Source organism: Maribacter sp. 1_MG-2023 (genome assembly GCF_030547005.1).
In the GTDB taxonomy this organism is placed as follows: domain Bacteria; phylum Bacteroidota; class Bacteroidia; order Flavobacteriales; family Flavobacteriaceae; genus Maribacter.
In genome coordinates this window covers 513,192-537,205 of the sequence record NZ_JAUOPN010000001.1, presented here as the reverse complement: position 1 = coordinate 537,205, position 24,014 = coordinate 513,192, and the positions used below count along the sequence as shown (strand labels likewise).

Genomic DNA, 24,014 nt, shown 5'->3' with positions numbered 1-24,014 from the left:
TTCAATAAATATGTAACAAGTGCATTTTACGAGTTACTTTCTTACGTGTATTCGGGTTTAAGAATTTGGCTTGCAATCGTGTTATTCTAAATTGATCTACCGAGAGTTGAGAGTCCCAATCAAAGCCTTTTTCTTCAAGTATAGCCATCTCATCATCATTGACATATACCCAAATATCTTTTTTGTCTTTTAAATCCTCTGCGGTCGTAATTTGAACAGGAAATTGATTGTAAAAATCTAAAGACCACGTATAGTCTTTACCAACTTTATAAACTCGATCTACCGGAATATTTTTTTCTGCAATGACTTTAGACATTGAAGACCCACCTTGGTAGTCTAATAAATTAGGATAAAAATGTAAGTTTAAAACAGCATTTAAAAGTAGTGATGCACAAACTGAAATCGTAACCAATTTCATATATACCCCTTCCCTTTTTAAAGCATAATAGATGATTAGTATTGCCGCTCCAATTAAAAACACATATGCCACTACACTTCTTAATTTGAAGACGTAAAAACATATTAAAGCAGAAGCGATGAATACTATGCTAAGCACAAAGTATTGCCCTATCATTAAATACTTCAACGTTTTTTCTTTATTTGCCGTATATAAATTATAGATATAAGCAGCGGTTATAACTGCAAATAATGGAATAGTAATGTTCAAATAATGTGGCAATTTGAACTGGGCAAAACTGATGATGATAAATATTAATGCGATACCACCAACAGTTAAAAATTCAGAATCTTGAACGTTCTTAAATTTATGCTTTATAAATGCCTGTATTTTAGTGTAAAATGCCGTAATCCCTAAAATAGTCCAAGGAAGAAAAACCCATAAGAATGTATGAAAGAAGAAAAAGTAATCGCTACTATTCTTACCGATACCTTCACCGCTTAAACGTTCAAAGCTTTGTTCCCAAAAAATGAAAAATATACCACTACGGTGGTCTTTACCACGAATCACCTTTTCTGGATGCAGATCAAATTGTAAATAATAAGCATATAACATTGGTGTTATTGTCACTGCAAATACTAATAATGCCAATAGCACTTTCCAGCTTAAAAAAGCTTTCCATTTACCGGTATAAAATAAATGACAAAGTATGGGCAATCCTATTACCAAAAGAGCAATTTGCCCTTTGGTAGAGAATGCAATACCTGCTGCAAAAGCACCAATTGCAATTGCAGACAAACTGCCTTTCTCTATATATTTTGCCAGTTGCCAAATCGCTAAAATACTGAAGCCTGTTAACACAGCATCTGTACGAACATCAATAGCACCCAAAACAATAGTCTGCGCAGTCATAAAAACCAATGCAGCTAGTTTACCAACATGTTTATTATAAAGTAGACTACCCAGACCATAACAACTATAAGCAGCCAATAAGGTGGCTAATATACCTGGAATACGATAAGACCAATCATGAATACCAAAAATTTTATACGATAGGGCTGCCAGCCAGTAATGCATGTGCGGCTTATCTAAATACTCTTCAGGACCTTTAAAGAGGCTGAAAAAATCATTCTCTTGCACCATTCTCATGGCCATCACAGAAAACTGTGCAGAATCATTTTCAAACAACGTTACAAACATACCTGCAACGTATACCAAGAAAATTAAAAGAATTAAAAACCAGTACCTTAGATTAGATATCATAGGGAGAATTTGCGAAGTGCAAATATAAATAACTTTACAAACAACCAGCCGAATAGCGAGCCTATTACAGCACCGGTAATAATATCAAGTGGAAAATGAACTCCAATATACACGCGACTAAATGCTACCAAGGCTGCCCACAGTACTAAGAATACCCCTAAATACTTAATGCTAGATTTTAAAATACTGCCAAAAAACACTGCTATTGCAAATGAGTTTGACGCATGGGCCGAAAAATAACCGAATTTACCGCCGCAGTAACTTTTTACTAAACGCATGTATGGTTCAACCTCTAGGTCATGGCAAGGTCGTAATCGAGCAACACCGTACTTAAAAAAATTACCTAATTGATCTGTAACTGTTATTAAAAGAGCAATAGAAACTAAGAGTACCATGGTTTTCTTACCTCCATATTTCTGAAACGAAAGTATCAGCAAGAATATATATAGAGGTACGGCACTCAGTTTGTTGGTGATGAACTGAAAAAAAGTATCCCATTTTGGTGTACCCAATCCGTTGAGGTATAAAAAAAACTCTTTATCTAACTGTAAAAGCGCTTCAAGCATAATCGTTAATCTTCGTATCTAGACACTTCTCGATCGTAAAATGCAGTTGCGTCTTTAATTAAGTTTTCGGCTTCTTCTTCCAATTCCTTTTCATCTTCCTTAGAGAATTCTTCAAGCCATTCTACCTCATCATCTTCTAGGTTGATTATAAACCTTGGAAACTCGGTGTGTACTACAAATATTGCTGTAGGGTAATCTGTATTATCACCCAATAAAAATTTCGGAAATTCCATAAAAATTATAATCTATAAGTTGAAATATAATTGTTGTTAACGACCATAAATAGATCGTTATGCGGCAATTAATTTTTTAGTTAAATAATTAAATCGAAGATACAACATAATAGCCGATGCCGTTAGTCCGGTCAGTAAGCCAATCCAAATTCCGGTACTCTTTAAATCTGTATGAAGACATAAATAATAACTGACAGGGAAACCGATTAACCAATACGAAATAAACGTTATTAGGGTAGGTATTTTTACATCTTGCAACCCACGTAGAGCGCCCAAAACAACTACCTGAACTCCGTCTGATATTTGAAAGAAAGCTGCAACCAATAATAGTTCTGCGGCGATGACCAATACCTCTGTATTATCGGCAAAATTAGTAATGTCTTCTATATCTAAATATAACGACGGAAACCAATGCCTACCGATTAAGAAAAGCGCGGCAAAAACAATTTCGAGTAAGAAAGTTAATAGGAATATGGACTGTGCTATTCGTCTTAACTCTTTAAAGTTTGATAAACCCTTTTGATTACCTACCCTTATCATTGCCGTAACACCAAGACCCATACCGAACATAAAGGTCATACTACTTAAATTAAGTGCTATTTGGTTTGCGGCTTGGGCATTTTTACCAAGAACACCACTTAACCATACTGCCGATGTAAAAATACCAACCTCAAAAAACATCTGTAAAGCAGAAGGAAACCCTAACTCTACAATCTTTTTCATCACCGTTTTTTCAATTTTAGAAAAATTGAATCCGGTTACGTAGTACTTAAACTTTTCTTTCGTTTTTAAAATAAACCAAAGATAAAGTACCATGAAAACTCTTGATACCAAGGTACCAATAGCAGCACCAACTATACCCATTTCGGGAAATCCGAAATTACCAAAAATCAAAAGGTAGTTTAAAACAATATTAATGACGTTAGCAACGATAGTTGCATACATGGGGTATTTGGTCTGAGACAAGCCTTCGGAAAACTGCTTAAATGCTTGAAAAATTATTAAAGGTACCAATGAGAAAGCTACCAAATCTAAATATGGCAATGCTAATTCAACTACCTCAATAGGTTGTTTCATTGCATACATGATAGGTTTCGCCAATAAAATGAGTGCAAATAATGTTAAACCTAAAACAGTACATAATAGCAGACCATGCTTTAAGGCGCTTTTAGCATTTTCTTTGGCACCAGCTCCATCTGCCTCGGCAACCAATGGTGTAATTGCTGTAGAAAAACCGATACCTAAAGACATAGCAATAAAAACAAAACTATTACCTAGAGATACCGCAGCTAGTTCTGCAGTACCTAATTGACCGACCATAATATTATCAGCCAATTGTACAAAGGTGTGACCCAACATTCCTAAAATAACAGGAACAGAAAGCTTAATATTATAACGAAATTCTTTGGTGTAATTCTGTAACAAAACCTAAACTAAATTTTTGGCAAAGGTACCGTTAATTGAACAATTAACATTCGCTAAATTGTGGTTAAATAAGTGATTATGTTATAGTATAAAAATGGATTCACCTAAGGTATTTTGAGCAAAACTCAACTATTAAGCACATAGTTACCAAAAAGATATTGAGCAAATAAACAAGGCAAACAAAAATATAAAACACTGTAAATCAATTTGATATTAAATAAAAAAGAATAATTACACACATAAATACCAACTATTTATACTTGTAAATTGCTCATCTATACATTTTACGAATACTATTATATTACAACTGGCCGTTATTAATACAAAGACACCAAGTACCATTAATTACAATTATTATGAACCAAGAACCATTGGTTTGGGTTATCGACGATGACGATATCTCCAAATATGTAATGAAACGATATCTTAAACAATTGTCGATTTCTAGAATTATCGATTTTCCAGATTCGGTACAACCATTAAAACTGATTCAAGATAAGTATGCTTCTTTAGACGAATTACCAGATATTATTTTCCTTGATTTAAATATGCCCATTTTAAACGGCTTTGATTTTGTTAAAGATTTTCAAACAGTGGCAACAAAGATTGAGAAGAAAATAAAAATTATTATGCTAACCTCTTCTATAAATGGCGAAGATGTTGATCACGCCAAAACCTATCCAGAAATAACAGATTATTTTATAAAACCAATTAAGTATAGAGATTTGGAGAGAATTATGAATGTTGAACTTAAGAAATAAAATTACTCTTTAGTTTTTGCCTCATTCCAATACACATCCATTTCTTCTAAAGACATATCATTCATTTCTTTACCGATTTCTTTTGCCTTGACTTCAAGGTATTGAAAACGTTTTATAAATTTTTTATTGGTTCGTTCTAGAGCATTTTCAGGGTTGACACCTAGAAATCTAGCATAATTAATCATTGAGAAAAGTACATCGCCGAATTCCGCCTCAATTTTCTCTATATCACCCGCCACTACTTCTACTTGTAGTTCACCAAGCTCTTCTTGCACTTTCTCAAAAACTTGCTGTGGCTCTTCCCAATCAAAACCGACACCAGAAACTTTATCTTGAATTCGATTAGCTTTCACCAATGCAGGCAAACTTTTTGGTACGCCTTCGAGAACACTCTTCTTACCTTCTTTTAATTTAATCTGTTCCCAATTTCTTTTTACGTCTTCAGCATCTATAACCTTTACATCACCATAAATATGCGGATGTCTATTTATGAGCTTGTCACAAATAGCATTTGCTACATCGGCAATATCAAAATCATTGGTTTCTGATCCTATTTTTGAATAGAAAAGAATATGTAGAAGCACATCACCCAATTCCATCTTAACCTCATTAAGGTCATTATCTAAAATAGCATCACCTAACTCGTAGGTTTCTTCTATAGTTAAATGTCTTAACGATTGCATGGTTTGTTTTTTATCCCACGGGCACTGCTCACGCAACTCGTCCATAATGGTCAATAGCCTATCTAACGCCTCCAATTGTTCTTTTCTACTATTCATGCCTAATCTTTTTACAAAAATACACAACCACTAACTGCCGTACTAAAAATGCTGTTTAGTTTTCGTACATTTAAAATCACAATCTTATTTAAGACTATCAGCATTACTCAAGCTAATTTCAGGTAGCTTAAAAATTCAAAAAACAACATTATACCAATGAACGCAAGACGAGAATTCATAAAAAATACCGGTCTATTAAGTGCAGCCACAGTTTTACTGCCGCAAATAACAATGGCGACTACTAGAAATTCAAGCTATGGCGTTCAATTATATTCTTTTAGAGATGACATGCTTGCAGACCCAATGAAAACTTTAGAAAAAATTGCAAGCCTAGGTTTTAAAGAAATTGAAAGTGCCGGATCGTCAAAAGGGTCTTACTACGGGTTGACTCCCGCTCAAATGGGTGAAACCTGTAAAGCACTAGGTATGTCACTCACTAGTGGTCATGTACATTTAGATGATAAATTTGAGCAAACCATGGCAGATGCCGTTGCTTCTGGTCAAGAATATTTAATATGTTCTTCATTACCATCTGACGGACAAACGGTAGATAATTACAAGAAAGTAGCAGAGCAGTTTAATAGAGCTGGCGAAGCTTGTAGAAAGCATGGTTTAAAATTTGGCTACCACAACCATGAGTACGAATTTGAGTCTGAAAACGGAGAAGTACTTTATGATGTGCTTATGGACAATACCCAAAAAAAATTAGTGCATATGGAACTAGATTTAGGCTGGGTAGTAGTTGCTGGAAAAGACCCGTTGCATTACTTTAAAAAATACCCAGGCAGATTTCCGCTTTGGCATTTAAAAGATATGGATATAAATGAAAAAGTAAGTACAGAATTTGGTAAGGGTATACTTGATGTTCCGTTAATGCTTGAAATGAAAGAACTATCTGGTGTTCAACATATTTATATAGAACAAGAAGAATACGCAAGTACCCCTTTTGATAGCATGATGCATAACATGAACTACTTAAAGAACTTATAGTCGAATATATGAAATTTTATAACCGATTAATTTTTACTTCTATACTGTTTGCAGCAATAGTTTCTTGTAAATCTCAACAGAAGACACTGGTTACCGATGGCTCTGAACTAGAGCAAGTTGCTAATAATTTCAGTTTTACCGAAGGTCCGGCATCAGACAAAAATGGTAATGTATATTTTACCGATCAGCCGAATAATAAGATTCTAAAATGGAACCACGCCGACAATTCTATAAGTACTTTTATGGAATCATCAGGTAGGGCAAATGGTTTGTATTTCGACAATGATGAAAATTTATTGGCAGCTGCCGATAATGAAAATGAATTATGGAGAATTCATAAAAATGATAAAATTGATACGCTGATTACCGATTTTAAAGGCAAAAAATTAAACGGACCTAATGATATTTGGGTCGATATAAAAGGCGGAATCTATTTTACAGACCCTTATTACCAAAGAGAATACTGGACAAGAACTGAAGCTGATATAAAAGAAAAAAATGTCTATTATATTTCACCAGATTTAAAAAACATCTCTATAGTAGCGAAAGGATTAGCTCAACCTAATGGAATAATTGGCACACCAAATGGAAAAACACTCTACGTTGCAGATATAGGTGATAAAAAAACATACTCCTACTCCATTCAAGAAGATGGTACTTTAAGTGACCGTAAACTTTTTACAAACATGGGCTCAGATGGCATGACGATTGACAACCTAGGTAATATCTATTTAACAGGCGAAGGTGTTACTATTTTCAATTCAAAAGGTGAACAGCTAAAGAATATACCAATCAATGAGAATTGGACAGCCAACGTTACCTTTGGCGGTAAAAATCAAGATGTACTATTCATTACTGCAATGGGCTCGGTGTATACCTTGCAAATGAATGTACATGGTGTTAGATATTAGATTTATTGCATTGTAAATTTTCTATTTAAAACTCCTGGCAAATCTTCATTTACACCTTCAGTTAAAACAGATGAATTTAAAACCATAGTACTAAAATTAGTTGCGTTTAAATCAAGCACACTACTTTGAAAAGTCCACTTACCGGTGAAGTTATCAGTTCTACCACAGCGAATAGCATAAAAATCACCGGTAACGCTGGTAATATCTAGTGCTACCAAATCAAGATCCCATGTACCGTCGGCATTAATTTCTAATCTGCCGCTTAAGCAGTCGAGTTCATCTAACATATTATTTGAAGCAGTACCGTCTTCATCAACATCTTGGGCGATATTCACATTTATTTCGGTCAAACTATAGGTACCTATAACCAAGGCACTATCGTCAGTTGTAGAAGTATCATCATCAGATGAGCAACTTACAAAAAGTAGCACTAGACAAGTAAAAAGAGAATAAGTATATTTTTTCATGAGCATAATAAAATGGGTTAGATCTACATTGAAGGTAGGCAAAACAATTTATAATATGTCGTTTGCATCACGCATCTGATTTTTAAAAACCTCTCCAAATCTCGATTCTTATGGAAGTTTCCGAATATAATTCTTAAAGACATTATATTGAAATTCACACAATTACATAGCAAAAATTATCAATTACTCAACAAAGGGTTTTATTTCTTATTAATTCCTTGATTTTAATTATCTTAAACGACTTAAAATCCAACCAAACTATGATTACATACATTTTTGAATTTATCGGTACTGCAATGTTAATTCTTATAGGGAACGGCATTGTAGCCAACATTGTATTAAAAGGAACAAAAGGAGCCGATGCCGGGTGGACGGGCATTTCTCTTTCATGGGGTATTGCCGTATTTATCGGTGTGTACATTTCAGCCGACGGTAGTGGTGCTCACCTTAACCCTGCAGTAACCGTAGCGCTTGCCGTTGCCGGAAAATTTTCTTGGGCAGCAGTACCAGGTTATATAGTCGCACAAATTTTAGGTGCCATGATGGGTAATCTTTTAGTATGGCTGAATTATAAAAAACAATACGAAGCCACAGAAGATACCGATTCAATTTTAGCCACCTTCTCCACTTCACCAGCTATTAAGAGTCCGTTTTGGAATTTGATGACCGAAATTATTGGAGCCTTCGCCCTTGTATTCGGCATATTCTATATTGCCGGCGGCACCATGGGTGACAGTCCAGTTTCACTAGGGTCCTTAGACGCGCTACCAGTTGCACTATTGGTAATGGGTATAGGTTTTGGCTTAGGCGGCCCAACTGGTTACGCCATTAACCCAGCACGTGATTTTGGTCCGCGTTTATTACATTCAATTCTTCCTATAAAAAATAAAGGAAATAGTAATTGGGGTTACGCATGGGTACCAATAGTAGGCCCAATAATTGGCGGAGTTTTAGCTGCCTTAGTATTTATGCTCATTGAAACAATTCAATAAAATTTACAACTATGAAAAGTCTTATTTTACTTACCTGCATCTTTACTTCTATGACTGTACTTGCCCAAAAAAAGGTAGACTTACCATACGAAACAAATTCCAATGTAAATTGGTCGACAGCTGAAAAAGAATATTACTCAGATATATGGGAAACAAATGTGGTAACCAACGTGGCTATACCTCGATTAGAAGTTTTTGAGGCAGATCAGCCAAATGGCACCAGTGTTATTGTTGCCCCTGGTGGCGGACTTTACGGTTTAAGTATTAATAGTGAAGGTAGAGATGTTGCGAAATGGTTGAATAATCATGGTATTACAGCCTTTGTTCTTAAATATAGGTTAGTGCCCACCCTTGAAGATGGTATTAAAGAAATTACAGAAGAGGGCACTAACAACCCGGCGAAAATTGGAGAAAGAGTTGCTCCCGTTTTACCACTTTCAATTGCAGATGGTCTTGCTGCTATTACTTACATAAGAACTAATGCTAAGGCTATGAAATTAGACCCAAACAAAATTGGATTCATGGGCTTTTCTGCGGGCGGCGCTGTAACCATGGGCGTAACGTTCAACTATACCAAGGCTACTAGACCAGATTTCATAGTACCTGTTTACCCTTGGATGAACGTTATTGGTGAATATAAAATTCCTGAAGATGCACCGCCAATGTTAGTAATATGTGCTTCAGATGATCCACTTGGGCTAGCCAGACCAAGTACTATATTGTATACCGATTGGGTAACTAGTGGTAAAAATGCAGGTATACATATGTATTCTAAAGGAGGACATGGGTTTGGAATGAAAAAACAACAATTAGCTTCTGATAACTGGATCGAACAATTTTATGCTTGGGCACTTACAGAAGGTTTAACAAAACCAACACTTAATTAGTAAGCTAATCTATCATATTCACATTTATGAGTAATTTCAAGATTTCATTTTTAATAACAGTTTTTCTACTTTCAACAAGTAATTATTGTATTTCTCAAACAGAGAATATCTTCACCGAAGATGTAAAGAATATTACTCAGAAATACGACAGCATTTGGGACTCAAGCATAGAGACTATTGTCTTCACTGGCAGTTCTAGTGTTCGATTATGGAAAAAGCTAGAGCAAGAATTTCCGAACCATCAAATTGTAAATAGTGGTTTTGGAGGATCACAAGCATCAGACTTATTATTATTTACCGAGGAATTGATCTTATCCTACAACCCTAAAAAAGTATTTATTTACGAGGGTGATAATGACTTATGGGCAGATAAAAGACCTGCAGATGTTCTTGATACGACTGCAGAGATCATCCGTCGAATAAAATCTAAAAATCCTGCAACTGAGGTTATCTTAATAGCGGCAAAACCAAGTATCAGCAGATGGAAGATTCGAGGAAAATATAAGCGGTTAAATCGAAAAATGGAACGTTTTACTAAAAACGACCCACAATTGTATTACGTAGATGTTTGGAAACCTATGCTGAACAAGCGAAAGTTAAAAACCGATATATTTATTGAAGACGGCCTGCACATGAACCAAAAAGGTTACGATATTTGGTATGAAGCCATGAAAGATTTAGTAAACCAACCCTAATTACACTACACAATGAAGATCTTTTGTATTCGAAGTCTATTTTTTGCAAGCTTAACACTCTTATTAATCGCTTGTAGTGAAGAGAAGAAAGAGCGTATTGCAATGCCAACGACAGATTTATCTAAGGCTAGCTTAATACCTAAGCCTTTAAAGACCATACCCACAAACTCCGCTTTTGCTTTAGATCAGTTTACAGCAATTTACACTTCTAAAGATGCTACAGGTTTTGAAGAAGTAGGTACTTTTTTAGCAGATAAACTAAAAGATAAAATTAACCTGACCATACCTGTAAATACTGAAGGCGCGAATACTGTAGAACGAGTTATTTATATTAACCAAAGCGATAGTACAGATTTGGCAGCGCCAGAGGCTTATCAGTTGTATATTAATCAAGATTCTATCATTATAAACTCAAACACAGCAGAAGGTGCTTTTAGAGGTATACAAACCTTAAGACAATTAGTACCGTTAGAAAGCAATGATACTTTGGCATTGCAGAAAATATGGGCTGTACCATCTGGGAAAATTATCGACAACCCTAATTTTGCATATAGAGGTTCTATGTTAGATGTTGCACGACACTTTTTTAGTGTTGACGATGTTAAAAAATATATTGACCTACTATCTTACTACAAAATAAATGTGCTGCATTTGCACCTTAGTGATGACCAAGGTTGGAGAATTGAAATAAAATCGTGGCCTAAACTTACAGAGGTTGGCGGCAGTACCGAAGTTGGCGGCGAATCTGGCGGGTTCTACACACAAGAAGATTACAAAGAAATTGTACGTTATGCCGCTGAAAAATATATGACCATTATACCAGAAATTGATATGCCCGGCCATACCAATGCGGCATCTGTATCATATCCGTTCTTGAACGGTAATGGTAAAACGCCTAAACTATATGAAGGTATGCGTGTTGGTTTTAGCACCTTTGATACTCATAAGGATACTGTTTATTCTTTTATAGATGATGTGGTTAGAGAGATTTCTGCTATCACTCCGGGTCCATATTTTCATGTTGGTGGCGATGAAAGTCACGTTACTAAAAAGAAAGATTACATCTACTTCATTAATAAGGTAGAGAAAATAGTACAGAAGCACGGTAAGCGTATGATCGGTTGGGATGAAGTTGCCATTGCCGATGTAGATTCCACTTCAATTTCTCAATGGTGGGCAAGCGAAGAGAATGCTAAAAAAGCAGTTGATAAGGGAATGCAAATTATCGTCTCTCCGGCTAAGAAGGCATATTTAGATATGGAATATGACACCCTATCTAAATTCGGATTACACTGGGCGGCTTACATACCTGTAGATACTGCATACATTTGGACTCCTGAAGAATACGGGATTCCTATGGAAAATATCTTAGGCGTAGAAGCACCACTTTGGTCAGAAACCATAAGTAATATAGATGAGCTTGAATACTTAGCTTTTCCAAGAATTATAGGGTATTCTGAATTAAGCTGGAGTATTAAAGAAAATAGAGATTGGGAAAACTACAAAGTACGATTAGCAGACCAAGCACCATTTCTTGACAGGATGGATGTGAAGTACTACCCTTCTAAATTAATAGATTGGAAGAAGAGCGACTACACTTACGAGGTCATAAAAAAAGACTAACAACATCATACACTGGAGAATAAAAAGCCTTGATTTAAAAATCAAGGCTTTTTAATTACAACTCAACTTTTTTCGATTTTAACTTAGCTAGAACAGTATTTAAATGCTGAAAATTTATAGGTTTTTCTAAATAATCTATAATATTATGATAACCATCTGCTTTTAATTTATCATCATTTCTAAACGACGATGTAGTTATAACAACAGGTATATCTGAACATAGGTTCAATTCGTTTAGCTTATCAAGAAAATCCCATCCGTCTAAAACAGGCATATTGATGTCTAGTAAAATTATGTCAGGACAGGCATTTGTTTTTAAATGATCAAGCCCTAGTTGACCGTTTAAGGCTATAGTAATATTTTTATATCCAAATTTCTCGAGATTTGTTTTAGCTATAAAATTCGTTACCTCATCGTCTTCAATTATTAATATTCGTATCATTTTGTAGGGTTTTAATTATGGTTTTGATTATATATTTTAAAAAATTACTATAAACTCTGTCCCTTTATTTACTTGACTTTTTACATCAATTGCGCCATCGTTTTCACTAATAATAATTTTCATGATGTACAGCGCAACACCCAAACCATCAACATGGGTATGTAGACGTTTAAACAAGGCAAATATTTTATCAGAAAACTCCTGGTCAAAGCCTAGTCCATTATCCTTAAACGATAATTGAACTTTACCATTGACTTCTTTTGTTTCAATTTTTATACTAAGTTTTCTTTTAGGGTGCCTATACTTAAGAGAATTCGACATAAGAGTTTGAAGAATAGTCTCTAATTGTAACTTGTTATAATTGATTGAAGGGCATGCTGAATAATCTTCTTTTATGATTGTTCTACCTTCTATAATTTCTTTAGAATAACTAGCTTTTAATTTACTTACAACCTCAGAAAACTCTAATTCTAATTTAGGTGTTCCAAAATTAGACTTTGTATCAATCACCATATTTAATGCGGTAATTTTATCGCACATTACTTTGGTAACCACATTCATTTTTTCAACGATTGGCATAACTTCATTAGGGCTAATATTAGTCTCTAAAGCCATTCGCAATAGACTCTTTAAATTGGTAAGCGGGGCTCTTAAATCATGTGCTGCTACATATGAAAAATCTTCTAACTCTTGATTTTTCTTTTTCAAATTTTCATTGACTTCAATTAATGAAGTTTTGGTACTTTTTAATTTCTGAACTGTATCAATAACATTAGTTACATCTAGGGTGGTAATACCTAGGTAATCTCCAATTTTAAATGCCCTAGACATAAATGTCATTTCAGTAAATTCACCTTTGAACAACAGCTCATCAAAACCTATTGGCACACCTGTTTCTATTACATTCTTATAAGCATTATACCGTTCTGTCCCCTCTAAATAAGGAAATATATCTAGCATGTTTTTACCTACGAAATTTTCTTTCTCAATACCAATGGTATCTACACTAGCTTGATTTACATCGACAAAATTCATATCTCTATCTAAAATCACAAAAGGCGAATATGCATTTTCAAAAAAAGCACTTTTTAATTCACAATTAATTTCAAAATCATTTACAATCATATCACTCAAATTTTGTTAAAGCTATTTAGCTACACCACAAATTTGCAGCATTTAATTTCTTAACTCATTTGATATATGATGGATAAAAGAAAGGTATAGATGAATAGTAAAGATCAATAGATGAACAGTTTAATAACACACATAACCTTAAGTATAAAACAAAAAAAAGCCCCATAGGGCTTTTTTTATTCAAATTATGTAAGAAAGACTACTCCTCTTCAGAAGCTTCTTCACTTGCTACTTCTTCACTAGAAAAGTCTGTAATCTTGTTTTCTGTTAAAATGTTATACCATTGAATAACCTTTTTAATATCACTAACATACACACGGTCTTCATCATAATCAGGTAGTACTTCAAAAAAGTATTCTTCTAATTTAATTTTCTCCTCTTTATGACCTATAGATGTTTTACCTCCATTTTCCTTCTCTTGTATTTTCTTGAACACATCTCTTAAAGGCACTTCTTCCTCAAGCGTATAAATAGCTATTTCAGACAATACACTAACGCTACTGCGTAAGCTTACTGTTATTCTTTTTCCATCTAACAAAGACTCAGCCACAAAACCTGTTCTGGTTTGTGTAATCAATTTATATAAACCTGGTTTTCCTGCAACTGATAAAATTTTCTCTAACCTCATAAACTATTTTAAAATTTTAAGTGGACAAATATTACACTTTTCTATTAATAATAAAGGCATTTTAACGTCCTTTTTTCATCGCAGGAAATTTCATACGATAATCAACATTAATCTTTCCTTTAGAAATATTGGTTAATCTTCCTTTTAACATTCTCTTTTTTAGTGCAGATAATTTATCGGTAAACAACACCCCTTCAATATGGTCATATTCATGCTGAATTACACGAGCCAACAAACCATCAAAGGTTTTTTCATGCTCTTTAAAGTTCTCATCTAAATAGGTGATTTTAATGGTACCCTTTCTGCTTACATCTTCACGAACATCTGGTATACTAAGGCAACCTTCATTGAAAGCCCATTCATCACCAGTTTCTTCTTCGATAGTTGCATTGATAAATACTTGTTTGAAACCGTCTAACTGTTTTTGTTCCTCTTCAGTTAAATCTTCATCCCCTGAAAAAGGAGTGGTATCAACCAAAAATATACGAATTGGCAATCCTATTTGTGGTGCTGCAAGACCTACACCACTAGCGTTATACATGGTCTCCCACATGTTAGCCAACAAATCATTCAGTTTTGGATGGTCTTTATCAATATCATCCGCTACTTTTCTTAATACGGGATCACCGTATGCAATAATGGGTAAAATCATTTATAATGTCTTTAAAAAATCTTGTAATATAATAGTTGCACTAATCTCATCGATTAGTGCTTTGTTTTTTCTTTGCTTCTTCTTTAACCCGCTATCTATCATGGTCTGGAAAGCCATTTTAGATGTAAAGCGTTCATCATGTCTTTTAATAGGAACAGTTGGAAATTTCTCTGCCAACTTTACCAAAAATGGAGCAATATGCACTTCAGATTCAGATGCAGTATTGTCCATTTGTTTTGGCTCACCTACCACAATGGTCTCTACGTTTTCTTTGGAAATATAATCAGATAAATATTCAAATATTTCGGCAGTAGCAATAGTCGTTAATCCGAATGCTATCATTTTCATATCATCGGTAACAGCTAAGCCAATACGTTTTTCTCCGTAATCAATTGCAAGAATCTTTCCCAAACTTAATTTTTGGCAAAAATAAAGGATAATTTGTTATATGTGCCCTTGTGCATGGGGAATTACTGTACTTCAACTTATATTTGAGAAAATTTTATGAAAATGACAGAATTAAGAGCACAAATAGAAAAAGCATGGGACAATAGAGACCTTTTAAAGGAATCTGCAACCCAAGATAGCATTAGAGAGGTTATTAACCTTTTAGATTTAGGAAAATTAAGATGTGCCGAGCCAACAGCAGACGGATGGCAGATCAATGAATGGGTAAAGAAAGCAGTAGTTATGTATTTCCCTATTCAGAAAATGGAAACTTTAGAAGCAGGTATTTTTGAGTACCACGATAAAATGCCTTTAAAAAGAGGATACAAAGAAAAAGGAATTCGTGTTGTACCAAATGCGGTAGCAAGACATGGTGCTTATATTTCTGCAGGAACCATTTTAATGCCTAGTTATGTAAACATAGGTGCTTATGTTGATGAAGGTACTATGGTAGATACTTGGGCTACTGTTGGTAGTTGTGCACAGATCGGTAAAAATGTACATTTAAGTGGTGGTGTTGGTATTGGTGGCGTTCTTGAACCTTTACAAGCTTCACCGGTTATTATAGAAGACGGTGCCTTTATTGGTTCTCGTTGTATTGTAGTTGAAGGTGTTAGAGTTGAAAAAGAAGCAGTACTTGGAGCGAATGTTGTTTTAACAATGAGTACCAAAATTATTGATGTTACCGGTGAAACTCCTGTAGAAACAAAAGGTGTTGTACCTGCTCGTTCAGTAGTGATACCTGGTAGTTATACCAAAAAATTTCCGGCAGGCGAATTTCAAGTACCGTGTGCATTAATTATTGGAAAAAGAAAAGAAAGCACAAACAAAAAGACATCATTGAACGATGCACTTAGAGAGTATGATGTAGCGGTTTAATTTTTAAACCAATTCAACTACTTTAGTAATAGCTTGAGAAAGGTAATGACCAGAGGCAACTTTGGTTTTTACCTTTTCTACATTAGAAACCATAGTTGCATAATCTTTTGGGTCAAGGTTTGCCAAAATAGCATCAAGTTCATCTAAAGAATTTAAGGTGATACCAATTTGTTCTTTTTCAATGAATTTGGCAATAGCTGCTTTTTTCCAGACAATAACCGGTAGACCACACAAGAGATATAAAGATGTTTTATGCGGAGTATTATATAATAGATACTTTCCGAAATCTCCTAAACATTCATTTAGTGCGTTGCCATTCCAAATTAATCCAAACGAACCCTGTATTACATCAATTACCTCGTCTGGTGAAAAAACACCTTGGTAGTCTAAAATAGAATTATCCCTTTCAGCATCAGCCGCATTAAAACCGTTACCATATAACTTGAGTTTATAATTAGACGGATTTAGACTGTCCATACTATATAAAAATTCGCTTTTCTCTTTCCCCAATCCGCCGGCAAAAACTACATCATATGGATTGTTAAGTGTTGCATGTTTATTACTTGCATGTATATAATCGAACAATTCTAAACTTACCAATTGTGCTGTACACCCATTTTCTTGAAACCACTTTTCCATAGATTCGTTATGAACGATGATAAAATCGGCTTTATTGAATTTTGCCATCTCACCTTTCAAATCAGTTGATTTTCCCATTAAAAACTTTACATCATGTATAATAATGATAAGGGTACATTTCTTTAAAGAAACAATACTGGTAATATATCCGAAAAATTTACTCAACGGATATTGCATAAAGAAAACAGATTTTCTTGGTAGTAGAAATAACCCTTTTGTTATTCCAAAAAAACTGATAACAGCGCCTATTGCCGAACTGGGGTGATTACTTTGTTTAAACCCTAAGTTTTTAAATCCATTCTTTTCTAGAACCGTCTCGCAGTCCATTTTTGGTTTGGAAGCTGCGTTCTTTGAAAATTTATAATTCCTAGAAATAAAATAGAGATTATCAGAATTCATTCAATTATTATTTGGGGTTTAAGAATTGCAATTTTAACGATATAAAACTACATATGAAATATTAAATTTCAATTATAGTAACCCTTTTCGTGTTAACCAATTTCCATCACAAACTGTATCTTTGGTCTTTTAATATTGAAAAATGGTATCAACTAAAAAGTATGATTTTCTTATTGTAGGCGCCGGTTTATACGGAGCAGTTTTTGCCAATGAGGCAAAAAAAAGAGGAAAAACCTGTTTAGTAGTAGACAAAAGAGAACATATTGGTGGAAATACCTTTTGTAAAAAAATAGAAGATATTAATGTGCACGCCTACGGAGCGCATATTTTTCATACCAATGACAAGAAAATTTGGGACTATGTAAATGACTTTGTTCCGTTTAATAGATACACCAATTCACCGGTTGCCAATCACAAAGGTTCATTGTACAATTTACCTTTTAACATGAATACCTTCTATCAATTATGGGGTATTAAAACTCCCGAAGAGGCTAAATCTATCATTGACGAACAAAGTAAGAAGTATCAAAAAAAACAACCACAAAATCTCGAAGAGCAAGCACTTTCGCTTGTTGGCGAGGATATTTATTTCAAGCTGATCAAAGGATACACCGAAAAACAGTGGGGAAGAAAAGCTACAGAATTACCTGCATTCATAATTAAACGCCTACCCTTAAGATACACCTTCGACAATAATTATTTCAATGATAGCTACCAAGGCATACCTATTGGAGGCTATAACGAATTAAGTGGTGGACTTTTAGAAGGTATCGACGTACAACTTGGCGTCAACTATTTTAAAGATAAAATAGCTCTTGACAACATGGCTCATAAAACTGTTTTTACAGGTAAAATTGACGAATATTACAACTACGAATTTGGTAAATTAGAATATCGAGGCTTGCGTTTTGACCATGAAATTTTAGACATTGAAAATTACCAAGGTAATGCGGTAATAAATTATACCGAGGCAGAAATACCATATACAAGAATTTTAGAGCACAAGCATTTTGAATTCGGGCAACAAAAGAAAACAGTTATCACCAAAGAATATCCGTTAGAAGCTTCAACCGATTCTGAACCGTATTACCCAATCAACGATGACAAGAATAATAATAGGTATTTACAGTATAAGAACAAGGCTTCCAAAGACTTAGTGATATTTGGTGGTAGGCTAGCAGAATACAAGTATTACGATATGCACCAGGTTATTGGCGCAGCGTTAGCAAAAACTAAAAAACTTTTTGACAATTGAACGCAACCATTCTAAAATACGCCCTCTTATAAACTGAACCATGCTATAACATTGGATTTCAATTGTGTAAGAATTTTACTGCTTAACACAATTTTTTAATACTTTTTTTGTTATAACTTTGTTCGCTCCGATTAGAGCAAACCTATCAAATTGGAAAGTATGATTACCAAAAAAGAACAACTTACCGCATTAATAATTACGTATAACGAAATTGGGTACATTGAAAAGTGTATCGAATCAGTTTCTTTTGCCGATGAAATTATTGTAGTAGATTCTTTTAGTACCGACGGAACCTATGAATATTTAAAGGATAACCCGAAAGTAAAAGTCATTCAAAAACCGTTTGAGAATTTTACCGCTCAAAAATCATTTGCCTTAAAACAAGCCACTAATGACTGGGTTTTATTTTTAGATGCTGACGAAATTGTTTCTGATGCCTTACAAAATGAAATTTCAGAAACAGTTTCTAGTGATACTGAAATCGCAGCTTTTTGGTTTTATCGCCAATTTATGTTCAAGAATGAAGAATTGAATTTCAGCGGATGGCAAACTGATAAAAACTACAGACTTTTTAGAAAAAGTAAAGCTGTATTTTCTGACTGCAAAATCGTACACGAAACATTAGATGTTGATGGTACTTCTGGCATTTTGAAAGAAAAACTGACCCATTACTGTTACAAGAATTACGAAGATTACAAAGGTAAAATGCTGAAATATGGTCGTTTAAAGGCTATTGAATCGTTTTACAAAGAAAAGAATTTTAGCTATGTAATTATGGTTTTAAAAACTGGCTGGAAATTTTTCAACCATTATATCTTACGTCTTGGTATACTAGATGGAAAAAAAGGTTTTATTATTTGCTACCTTAATTCATTAGGTGTTTTAGAACGTTATAATGAACTTAAAAGACTGGAACAAAAAAATGAGCTTGCGTATTACTTAGTAATGCCGTAAAAAGTCCACACGCTTTTTTCCTTTTTAGTAGCATTTCTTATCCCCACATTCTTAGCAATAGATTCCGGTATCTTATACCCTCTTTTATGGTCTAAATGAACACAAACTGCACTATAGCGTAGTTGCTTAGACTTTAATCCGAAATTGAATAAACGCTCACCTAGCTCTCTATCTTGACCGCCATATTGCATGCGCTCATCGAATCCGTTTACATTCTCAATATCTTTTTTCCAACCAGAAGAGTTATGTCCGTTCCAACTTGCATTGGTCGGTGTTACCCAATTTAAAATTTTAGAAATAAATCCTTTAGCAGTAAGCTTGTTATTTTTAAAAGTTTGCGGTATTCCTTTATCCTTCAACCATTGAATATTGAAGCATCGTTGATTTTCAATATCGTCAAGAGTAATTAGTTTAGAAATATTCATGGGTAACATATAATATCCGCCAGAAATAAAATAACCTGATTCTTTATTGATGTAATGCACCTGAACAAAATCTTCTCGAGGTATACAATCACCATCGGTCATGATAATATAATCTGCAGAACAGGCAGTTACTGCTTTATTTAATATTCTAGATTTTTGAAAGCCATCATCTTCTTGCCATACATGCACAATTGGGTAATGCACCTTCTCTGCGATCTCTGCCAATAGTTCTTTAGTAGGTGCCTTTGATCCATCATCAGCAATAACAACTTCAAAATCTTTAAAGATTTGTTGCTCAAAACCCCAAAGTACCTTCTTTAGCCACTCTTCGGCATTATATGTACTAACGATGATACTTATTTTAGGAATCTCCATACTACGTTTCAAATTACTGCAAAAATATAAAACTCTTATCTATCTTTGTTTAGATTATTAAAATTTCATAATGGTAAAAAAATTAGCTTATGGTATTCTTAAAAAACTTAAGTTTTTACCGCAAGAATTTTACGTAAAAATCTATTACGAATATTACTCAGGCAACAAACTTGACTACAATAACCTAAAAGATTTCAATGAAAAAATCTCATGGTATAAAGTATTTTACAGACCAAAGATATTAAATCAATTAGTAGATAAATACAATGTCAAAAAGTATGTTGAAAATAAGGTAGGTAAGCATATTCTCAATGAAACAATTGGTGTTTTTGATAAAGTTTCTAAAATTGATTTTGACTCACTTCCAAAACAATTTGTTATAAAAGGTGTGCACGGTTTTCACTTTAATTTAATCGTGAAAGATAAAACTAAGCTTAACCTTGCTAAATCGAAGTATTTACTTCATAAGTGGATGAGCAAAAATCAGTATTATCGTGGAGGTATGGAATGGGCTTATAAAGATGTAAAACCATTACTACTTGTCGAAAAATACTTAGAAGAAATGGGACAAGAAATTATAAATGATTATAAATTTTTTTGTTTTAATGGTGTTCCAAAATTTGTTCAAATTGATTTAGATCATGGAAAAAATTCTTACCGTTGTTTTTACGATATGGAGTGGAGAAAACAAGATTTCTCTAAAGGAAATATAAAACATTACAAAGGTGAGATTGAAAAACCATCTAACTTTAATGAAATGAAGGAGGTTGCCTTAAAATTAGCAAATAATTTACCTTTTGTTAGAATAGATTTATATGCAATAGAAGGTAGAACAATATTTGGCGAAATGACTTTTTATCCCTCGGATGCTAGAAGCAGATTTGTACCCGAAGAATACAATAAAATAATTGGAGATTATTTTATATTACCAAAAATACCTAAAGGTCAAAAATATATTACAGACATTATTCAATGAAAGTCATTAAAGAATTACCGTTATCGCTTTTTTATAGTTTGAAATACAGCATAACACCTGCTAGTTTTTTTCTAAAAAACTCTAAACCTTCAGTACCTATTATTATTTCATTAACCTCAATTCCTTCAAGGTTTAGCACTCTCAATTTTGTAATAAAGAGTATACTTAACCAAAATACTTTACCAAAAAAAATCGTTTTATGGATTAATGAAGACATGAAAAATAAATTACCAATGAAGGTTAAAAAAATGGAATCAGATATTTTTGAAATCCGTTTTTCACCTTTACATTGTTCTCATAAAAAGTTGATTCATACCTTAGAAACTTTTTCTAAAGATTGTATTGTTACTTGCGACGATGATTTAATGTATAGAAAAGAATGGCTATCAAAAATTTATAACCAACATTTACTAGATCCTAAATCCATAATAGGAGTAAAAACTTCTCATATTAATTTTGATGACAAAAACAATTCTCTTCCCTTTAAAAAATGGAGAAGTCAATACATCACCAATAAAAACCCTAAAGCATTTGTACCTATAGGTGCGTGGGGAATATTATACCCTCCTAGATCACTACATAAAGAGGTTTTAAATGTCCAAAAATTATTAGAATTAGCTCCTAAAGCTGATGATTTATGGTTCAAGGCTATGTCACTATTAAATAAAACAATATCTATACAGGCAAAAGACACCCCAAAAGAACCTATTCCTATTATAGGGACTCAAAAATTTGCCTTAAAAAAGGATAATTTGGCAAAAGACAAAAATACCGAGCAATGGTTGTCCTTAGACAAAGAATATAATTTAAATGAAATTGTTTTATCAAAATGACAGAGGAAATCAACAAATGCATAGAAGTTCTAGAAAATGGCGGACTCATACTCTACCCTACCGATACGGTTTGGGGTATTGGTTGTGATGCTACAAATGAAAAAGCTGTAGAAAAAATATATAAATTAAAACAGCGCGATGATAGTAAGGCAATGATATGTTTGGTTGCCAATGATGCTATGCTTGAAAAGCATGTTGAGAAAGTATCTGATCTTGCTTATGATATTATTGACCTTTCTACAAAGCCAACGACGATAATATTCGACAAACCCCGTGGTGTGGCTAAAAACTTAATAGCAGAAGACAATACTTTAGCCGTAAGAGTAGCATCAGATAAATTCTGCCAATACCTGATCGGTAAGTTTAAAAAGCCAATTGTATCCACATCTGCCAACGTATCTGGACAACCTACTCCAAAATCTTTCCAAAATATAGATTCAGCCATTTTAAAAGGTGTAGACTATGTGGTAAATTTGCATCGTGAGAAACAGAATAGCTCTGCCTCGTCAATTATTAGATTAGCTAATGATGGTACGGTGAAGATTATTCGAGATTAAGAACATGCAAGAGAGCTATACAGACGCTTTAAACAACCCAATTTTCAAAATTATTTCAGATGCCGCAGAAGAACTTTCTGTAGATTGTTATGTTATTGGAGGTTTTGTAAGAGATTATTTTTTAAAACGTAATATACCTAAAGATATAGATGTCGTTGTCATTGGCAGCGGTATCAAACTTGCCGAAAAAGTTGCTTCTAAATTAGAAGGCAAACCCCAAGTATCTGTTTTTAAGAATTTTGGAACTGCCATGATCAAAAGTGATGGCATAGAACTTGAATTTGTTGGTGCTCGTAAAGAAAGTTATCAACGCGATAGTCGCAAACCTATAGTAGAAGATGGCACTTTAGAAGATGACCAAAAAAGACGCGATTTCACCATAAATGCTTTGGCGCTTTCGCTGAACAAATCGAATTACGGAGCCCTTCTTGACCCTTTTGGCGGTATTGCTGACTTAGAGAGCAAGATTATAAAAACTCCGCTAGAACCAGGCATTACCTATTCAGACGACCCTTTACGTATGATGCGGGCCATTCGTTTTGCTACACAATTAGATTTTCAAATAGCACTACCCTCTTTACAGGCGATTACCGAAAATAAAGACCGCCTAAAAATTGTTTCTAATGAGCGAATTTTAGATGAGCTTCATAAAATTATGTTATGCAAAAAACCTTCTTTGGGCTTTTCGTTACTACATAAAACAGAATTACTAGAGCTAATTTTACCTGAGCTTACCGCATTACAAGGTATAGAAGAAATTGAAGGTCAAAAACATAAGGACAACTTTTGGCATACTTTAGAGGTAGTCGATAATATATCTGAAGCTACAGATGACCTTTGGTTACGTTGGGCTGCTTTGTTACACGATATAGGTAAAGCACCTACCAAAAGATTCCATAAAAAAATTGGTTGGACATTTCACGGGCATGAATTTGTAGGATCAAAGATGGTCTATAAATTATTCAAACGTTTACGTATGCCATTGAACGAGAAAATGAAATTCGTTCAGAAGATGGTTTTAATGAGTTCAAGACCTATTATACTATCTGAAGATTATGTAACAGATTCAGCTGTTCGTAGGTTGGTTTTTGATGCCGGTGATAATGTAGAAGACTTAATGACTTTATGCGAAGCAGATATCACTACTAAAAATCCGAAGAAGCAACGTAAATACCATCAAAACTTTAAAATTGTCCGCCAAAAGATTGAAGAAGTAGAAGCTCGTGATCATGTTAGAAATTTTCAACCACCTATTAGTGGAGAAGAAATAATGGAAACTTTTTCATTAAAACCTTCGAAAGAAATCGGAATTATAAAAGAAGCGATTAAAGAAGCGATTTTAGAGGGAGAAATTCCAAATGAATATAAAGCAGCACAAGATTTTATGTATCTTAAGGGTGCTGAATTAGGTCTACAGAGTACAAAATAGA

Annotated in this window: 27 protein-coding genes; 14 read left to right on the top strand and 13 right to left on the bottom strand. The window is 33.9% G+C overall.

The window, feature by feature from the left end; genetic code table 11:
• Window position 1: 1 nt before the first annotated feature.
• From Q4500_RS02380 to Q4500_RS02365, 4 genes are read right to left on the bottom strand one after another with little or no spacing between them, the layout of a single operon-like run.
• A complete protein-coding gene (locus Q4500_RS02380; protein WP_303598151.1) occupies window positions 2-1,660 on the bottom strand; it encodes a glycosyltransferase family 39 protein in 1,659 nt (552 codons plus the stop codon).
• Window positions 1,657-2,226 carry a phosphatase PAP2 family protein gene (locus tag Q4500_RS02375; protein WP_303598150.1) on the bottom strand — a complete coding sequence of 190 codons (570 nt, stop codon included), beginning with the start codon at window positions 2,224-2,226 and terminating at the stop codon, window positions 1,657-1,659. Before Q4500_RS02375 ends, Q4500_RS02380 begins: the two co-directional genes overlap by 4 nt.
• A 5-nt stretch (window positions 2,227-2,231) precedes the next feature.
• On the bottom strand, window positions 2,232-2,459 hold the full coding sequence (locus tag Q4500_RS02370; protein WP_073243390.1) for a hypothetical protein: 228 nt from the start codon (window positions 2,457-2,459) through the stop codon (window positions 2,232-2,234).
• A 57-nt stretch (window positions 2,460-2,516) separates the two neighbouring features.
• Entirely contained in the window at window positions 2,517-3,884 is a 1,368-nt protein-coding gene (locus tag Q4500_RS02365) for an MATE family efflux transporter (RefSeq protein WP_303598149.1), read from the bottom strand.
• A 356-nt stretch (window positions 3,885-4,240) separates the two neighbouring features.
• Between Q4500_RS02365 and Q4500_RS02360 the strand changes: the two genes are divergently transcribed.
• On the top strand, window positions 4,241-4,645 hold the full coding sequence (locus Q4500_RS02360; RefSeq protein WP_303598148.1) for a response regulator: 405 nt from the start codon (window positions 4,241-4,243) through the stop codon (window positions 4,643-4,645).
• 2 nt (window positions 4,646-4,647) lie between these two features.
• On the opposite strand, the gene mazG is transcribed toward Q4500_RS02360, so the two are convergent.
• The gene (mazG, locus tag Q4500_RS02355) at window positions 4,648-5,424 is read right to left on the bottom strand and encodes a nucleoside triphosphate pyrophosphohydrolase (protein WP_303598147.1); all 777 of its coding nucleotides are present in this window, start codon (window positions 5,422-5,424) and stop codon (window positions 4,648-4,650) included.
• A gap of 156 nt (window positions 5,425-5,580) precedes the next feature.
• On the opposite strand from mazG, the gene Q4500_RS02350 reads away from it, so the two are divergent.
• The gene (locus Q4500_RS02350) at window positions 5,581-6,414 is read left to right on the top strand and encodes a sugar phosphate isomerase/epimerase (protein ID WP_303598146.1); all 834 of its coding nucleotides are present in this window, start codon (window positions 5,581-5,583) and stop codon (window positions 6,412-6,414) included.
• 8 nt (window positions 6,415-6,422) lie between these two features.
• A complete protein-coding gene (locus tag Q4500_RS02345; protein ID WP_303598145.1) occupies window positions 6,423-7,325 on the top strand; it encodes an SMP-30/gluconolactonase/LRE family protein in 903 nt (300 codons plus the stop codon).
• Between the two features lie 2 nt (window positions 7,326-7,327).
• Here Q4500_RS02345 and Q4500_RS02340 read toward each other — a convergent pair whose 3' ends face one another.
• Window positions 7,328-7,792, bottom strand: coding sequence for a hypothetical protein (locus tag Q4500_RS02340; protein WP_303598144.1), 465 nt, complete (start codon window positions 7,790-7,792; stop codon window positions 7,328-7,330).
• A gap of 230 nt (window positions 7,793-8,022) precedes the next feature.
• Here Q4500_RS02340 and Q4500_RS02335 point away from each other — a divergent pair, with 230 nt between their 5' ends.
• From Q4500_RS02335 to Q4500_RS02320, 4 genes are read left to right on the top strand one after another with little or no spacing between them, the layout of a single operon-like run.
• On the top strand, window positions 8,023-8,784 hold the full coding sequence (locus Q4500_RS02335) for an MIP/aquaporin family protein (RefSeq protein WP_303598252.1): 762 nt from the start codon (window positions 8,023-8,025) through the stop codon (window positions 8,782-8,784).
• An 11-nt stretch (window positions 8,785-8,795) separates the two neighbouring features.
• Window positions 8,796-9,671, top strand: coding sequence for an alpha/beta hydrolase (locus tag Q4500_RS02330; protein ID WP_303598143.1), 876 nt, complete (start codon window positions 8,796-8,798; stop codon window positions 9,669-9,671).
• A 26-nt stretch (window positions 9,672-9,697) separates the two neighbouring features.
• Window positions 9,698-10,366, top strand: coding sequence for a GDSL-type esterase/lipase family protein (locus tag Q4500_RS02325; RefSeq protein WP_303598142.1), 669 nt, complete (start codon window positions 9,698-9,700; stop codon window positions 10,364-10,366).
• Window positions 10,367-10,378: 12 nt separating this feature from the next.
• Entirely contained in the window at window positions 10,379-11,989 is a 1,611-nt protein-coding gene (locus Q4500_RS02320; RefSeq protein WP_303598141.1) for a family 20 glycosylhydrolase, read from the top strand.
• Between the two features lie 55 nt (window positions 11,990-12,044).
• Here Q4500_RS02320 and Q4500_RS02315 read toward each other — a convergent pair whose 3' ends face one another.
• From Q4500_RS02315 to ruvX, 5 genes are all read right to left on the bottom strand, one after another.
• Entirely contained in the window at window positions 12,045-12,431 is a 387-nt protein-coding gene (locus Q4500_RS02315) for a response regulator (protein ID WP_303598140.1), read from the bottom strand.
• A gap of 36 nt (window positions 12,432-12,467) precedes the next feature.
• Window positions 12,468-13,556, bottom strand: coding sequence for an ATP-binding protein (locus Q4500_RS02310; protein ID WP_303598139.1), 1,089 nt, complete (start codon window positions 13,554-13,556; stop codon window positions 12,468-12,470).
• A 208-nt stretch (window positions 13,557-13,764) separates the two neighbouring features.
• Window positions 13,765-14,193 (bottom strand): DUF5606 domain-containing protein, encoded by a 429-nt coding sequence (locus Q4500_RS02305; RefSeq protein ID WP_303598138.1) that lies wholly within the window; start codon window positions 14,191-14,193, stop codon window positions 13,765-13,767.
• A gap of 61 nt (window positions 14,194-14,254) precedes the next feature.
• Window positions 14,255-14,845 (bottom strand): peptide deformylase, encoded by a 591-nt coding sequence (gene def, locus Q4500_RS02300; protein WP_303598137.1) that lies wholly within the window; start codon window positions 14,843-14,845, stop codon window positions 14,255-14,257.
• Entirely contained in the window at window positions 14,846-15,256 is a 411-nt protein-coding gene (gene ruvX / locus Q4500_RS02295) for a Holliday junction resolvase RuvX (protein WP_303598136.1), read from the bottom strand.
• Window positions 15,257-15,355: 99 nt separating this feature from the next.
• Between ruvX and Q4500_RS02290 the strand changes: the two genes are divergently transcribed.
• Window positions 15,356-16,171, top strand: a complete 816-nt coding sequence (locus Q4500_RS02290) for a 2,3,4,5-tetrahydropyridine-2,6-dicarboxylate N-succinyltransferase (RefSeq protein ID WP_303598135.1) — start codon at window positions 15,356-15,358, stop codon at window positions 16,169-16,171.
• 3 nt (window positions 16,172-16,174) lie between these two features.
• On the opposite strand, the gene Q4500_RS02285 is transcribed toward Q4500_RS02290, so the two are convergent.
• Complete coding sequence (locus Q4500_RS02285; RefSeq protein ID WP_303598134.1) at window positions 16,175-17,137, bottom strand: beta-1,6-galactofuranosyltransferase; 963 nt, start codon at window positions 17,135-17,137, stop codon at window positions 16,175-16,177.
• Between the two features lie 214 nt (window positions 17,138-17,351).
• Between Q4500_RS02285 and glf the strand changes: the two genes are divergently transcribed.
• On the top strand, window positions 17,352-18,464 hold the full coding sequence (gene glf / locus Q4500_RS02280; protein ID WP_303598133.1) for a UDP-galactopyranose mutase: 1,113 nt from the start codon (window positions 17,352-17,354) through the stop codon (window positions 18,462-18,464).
• Window positions 18,465-18,623: 159 nt separating this feature from the next.
• Window positions 18,624-19,418: a glycosyltransferase family 2 protein gene (locus Q4500_RS02275; protein WP_303598132.1), complete on the top strand. Its 795-nt coding sequence runs from the start codon at window positions 18,624-18,626 to the stop codon at window positions 19,416-19,418.
• Here Q4500_RS02275 and Q4500_RS02270 read toward each other — a convergent pair.
• A complete protein-coding gene (locus Q4500_RS02270) occupies window positions 19,400-20,218 on the bottom strand; it encodes a glycosyltransferase family 2 protein (RefSeq protein WP_303598131.1) in 819 nt (272 codons plus the stop codon). The two genes, Q4500_RS02275 and Q4500_RS02270, sit on opposite strands and share 19 nt — an antisense overlap.
• Before the next feature lie 70 nt (window positions 20,219-20,288).
• Here Q4500_RS02270 and Q4500_RS02265 point away from each other — a divergent pair, with 70 nt between their 5' ends.
• The 4 genes from Q4500_RS02265 to Q4500_RS02250 are packed head-to-tail and all read left to right on the top strand — an operon-like array spanning window position 20,289 to window position 24,013.
• Window positions 20,289-21,194, top strand: a complete 906-nt coding sequence (locus Q4500_RS02265) for an ATP-grasp fold amidoligase family protein (protein WP_303598130.1) — start codon at window positions 20,289-20,291, stop codon at window positions 21,192-21,194.
• A complete protein-coding gene (locus Q4500_RS02260; protein WP_303598129.1) occupies window positions 21,191-22,027 on the top strand; it encodes a glycosyltransferase in 837 nt (278 codons plus the stop codon). The genes Q4500_RS02265 and Q4500_RS02260 overlap by 4 nt, the downstream gene beginning before the upstream one ends.
• A complete protein-coding gene (locus Q4500_RS02255) occupies window positions 22,024-22,584 on the top strand; it encodes an L-threonylcarbamoyladenylate synthase (protein WP_303598128.1) in 561 nt (186 codons plus the stop codon). The genes Q4500_RS02260 and Q4500_RS02255 overlap by 4 nt, the downstream gene beginning before the upstream one ends.
• A gap of 4 nt (window positions 22,585-22,588) precedes the next feature.
• Window positions 22,589-24,013, top strand: a complete 1,425-nt coding sequence (locus Q4500_RS02250) for a CCA tRNA nucleotidyltransferase (RefSeq protein ID WP_303598127.1) — start codon at window positions 22,589-22,591, stop codon at window positions 24,011-24,013.
• Window position 24,014: the final 1 nt, after the last annotated feature.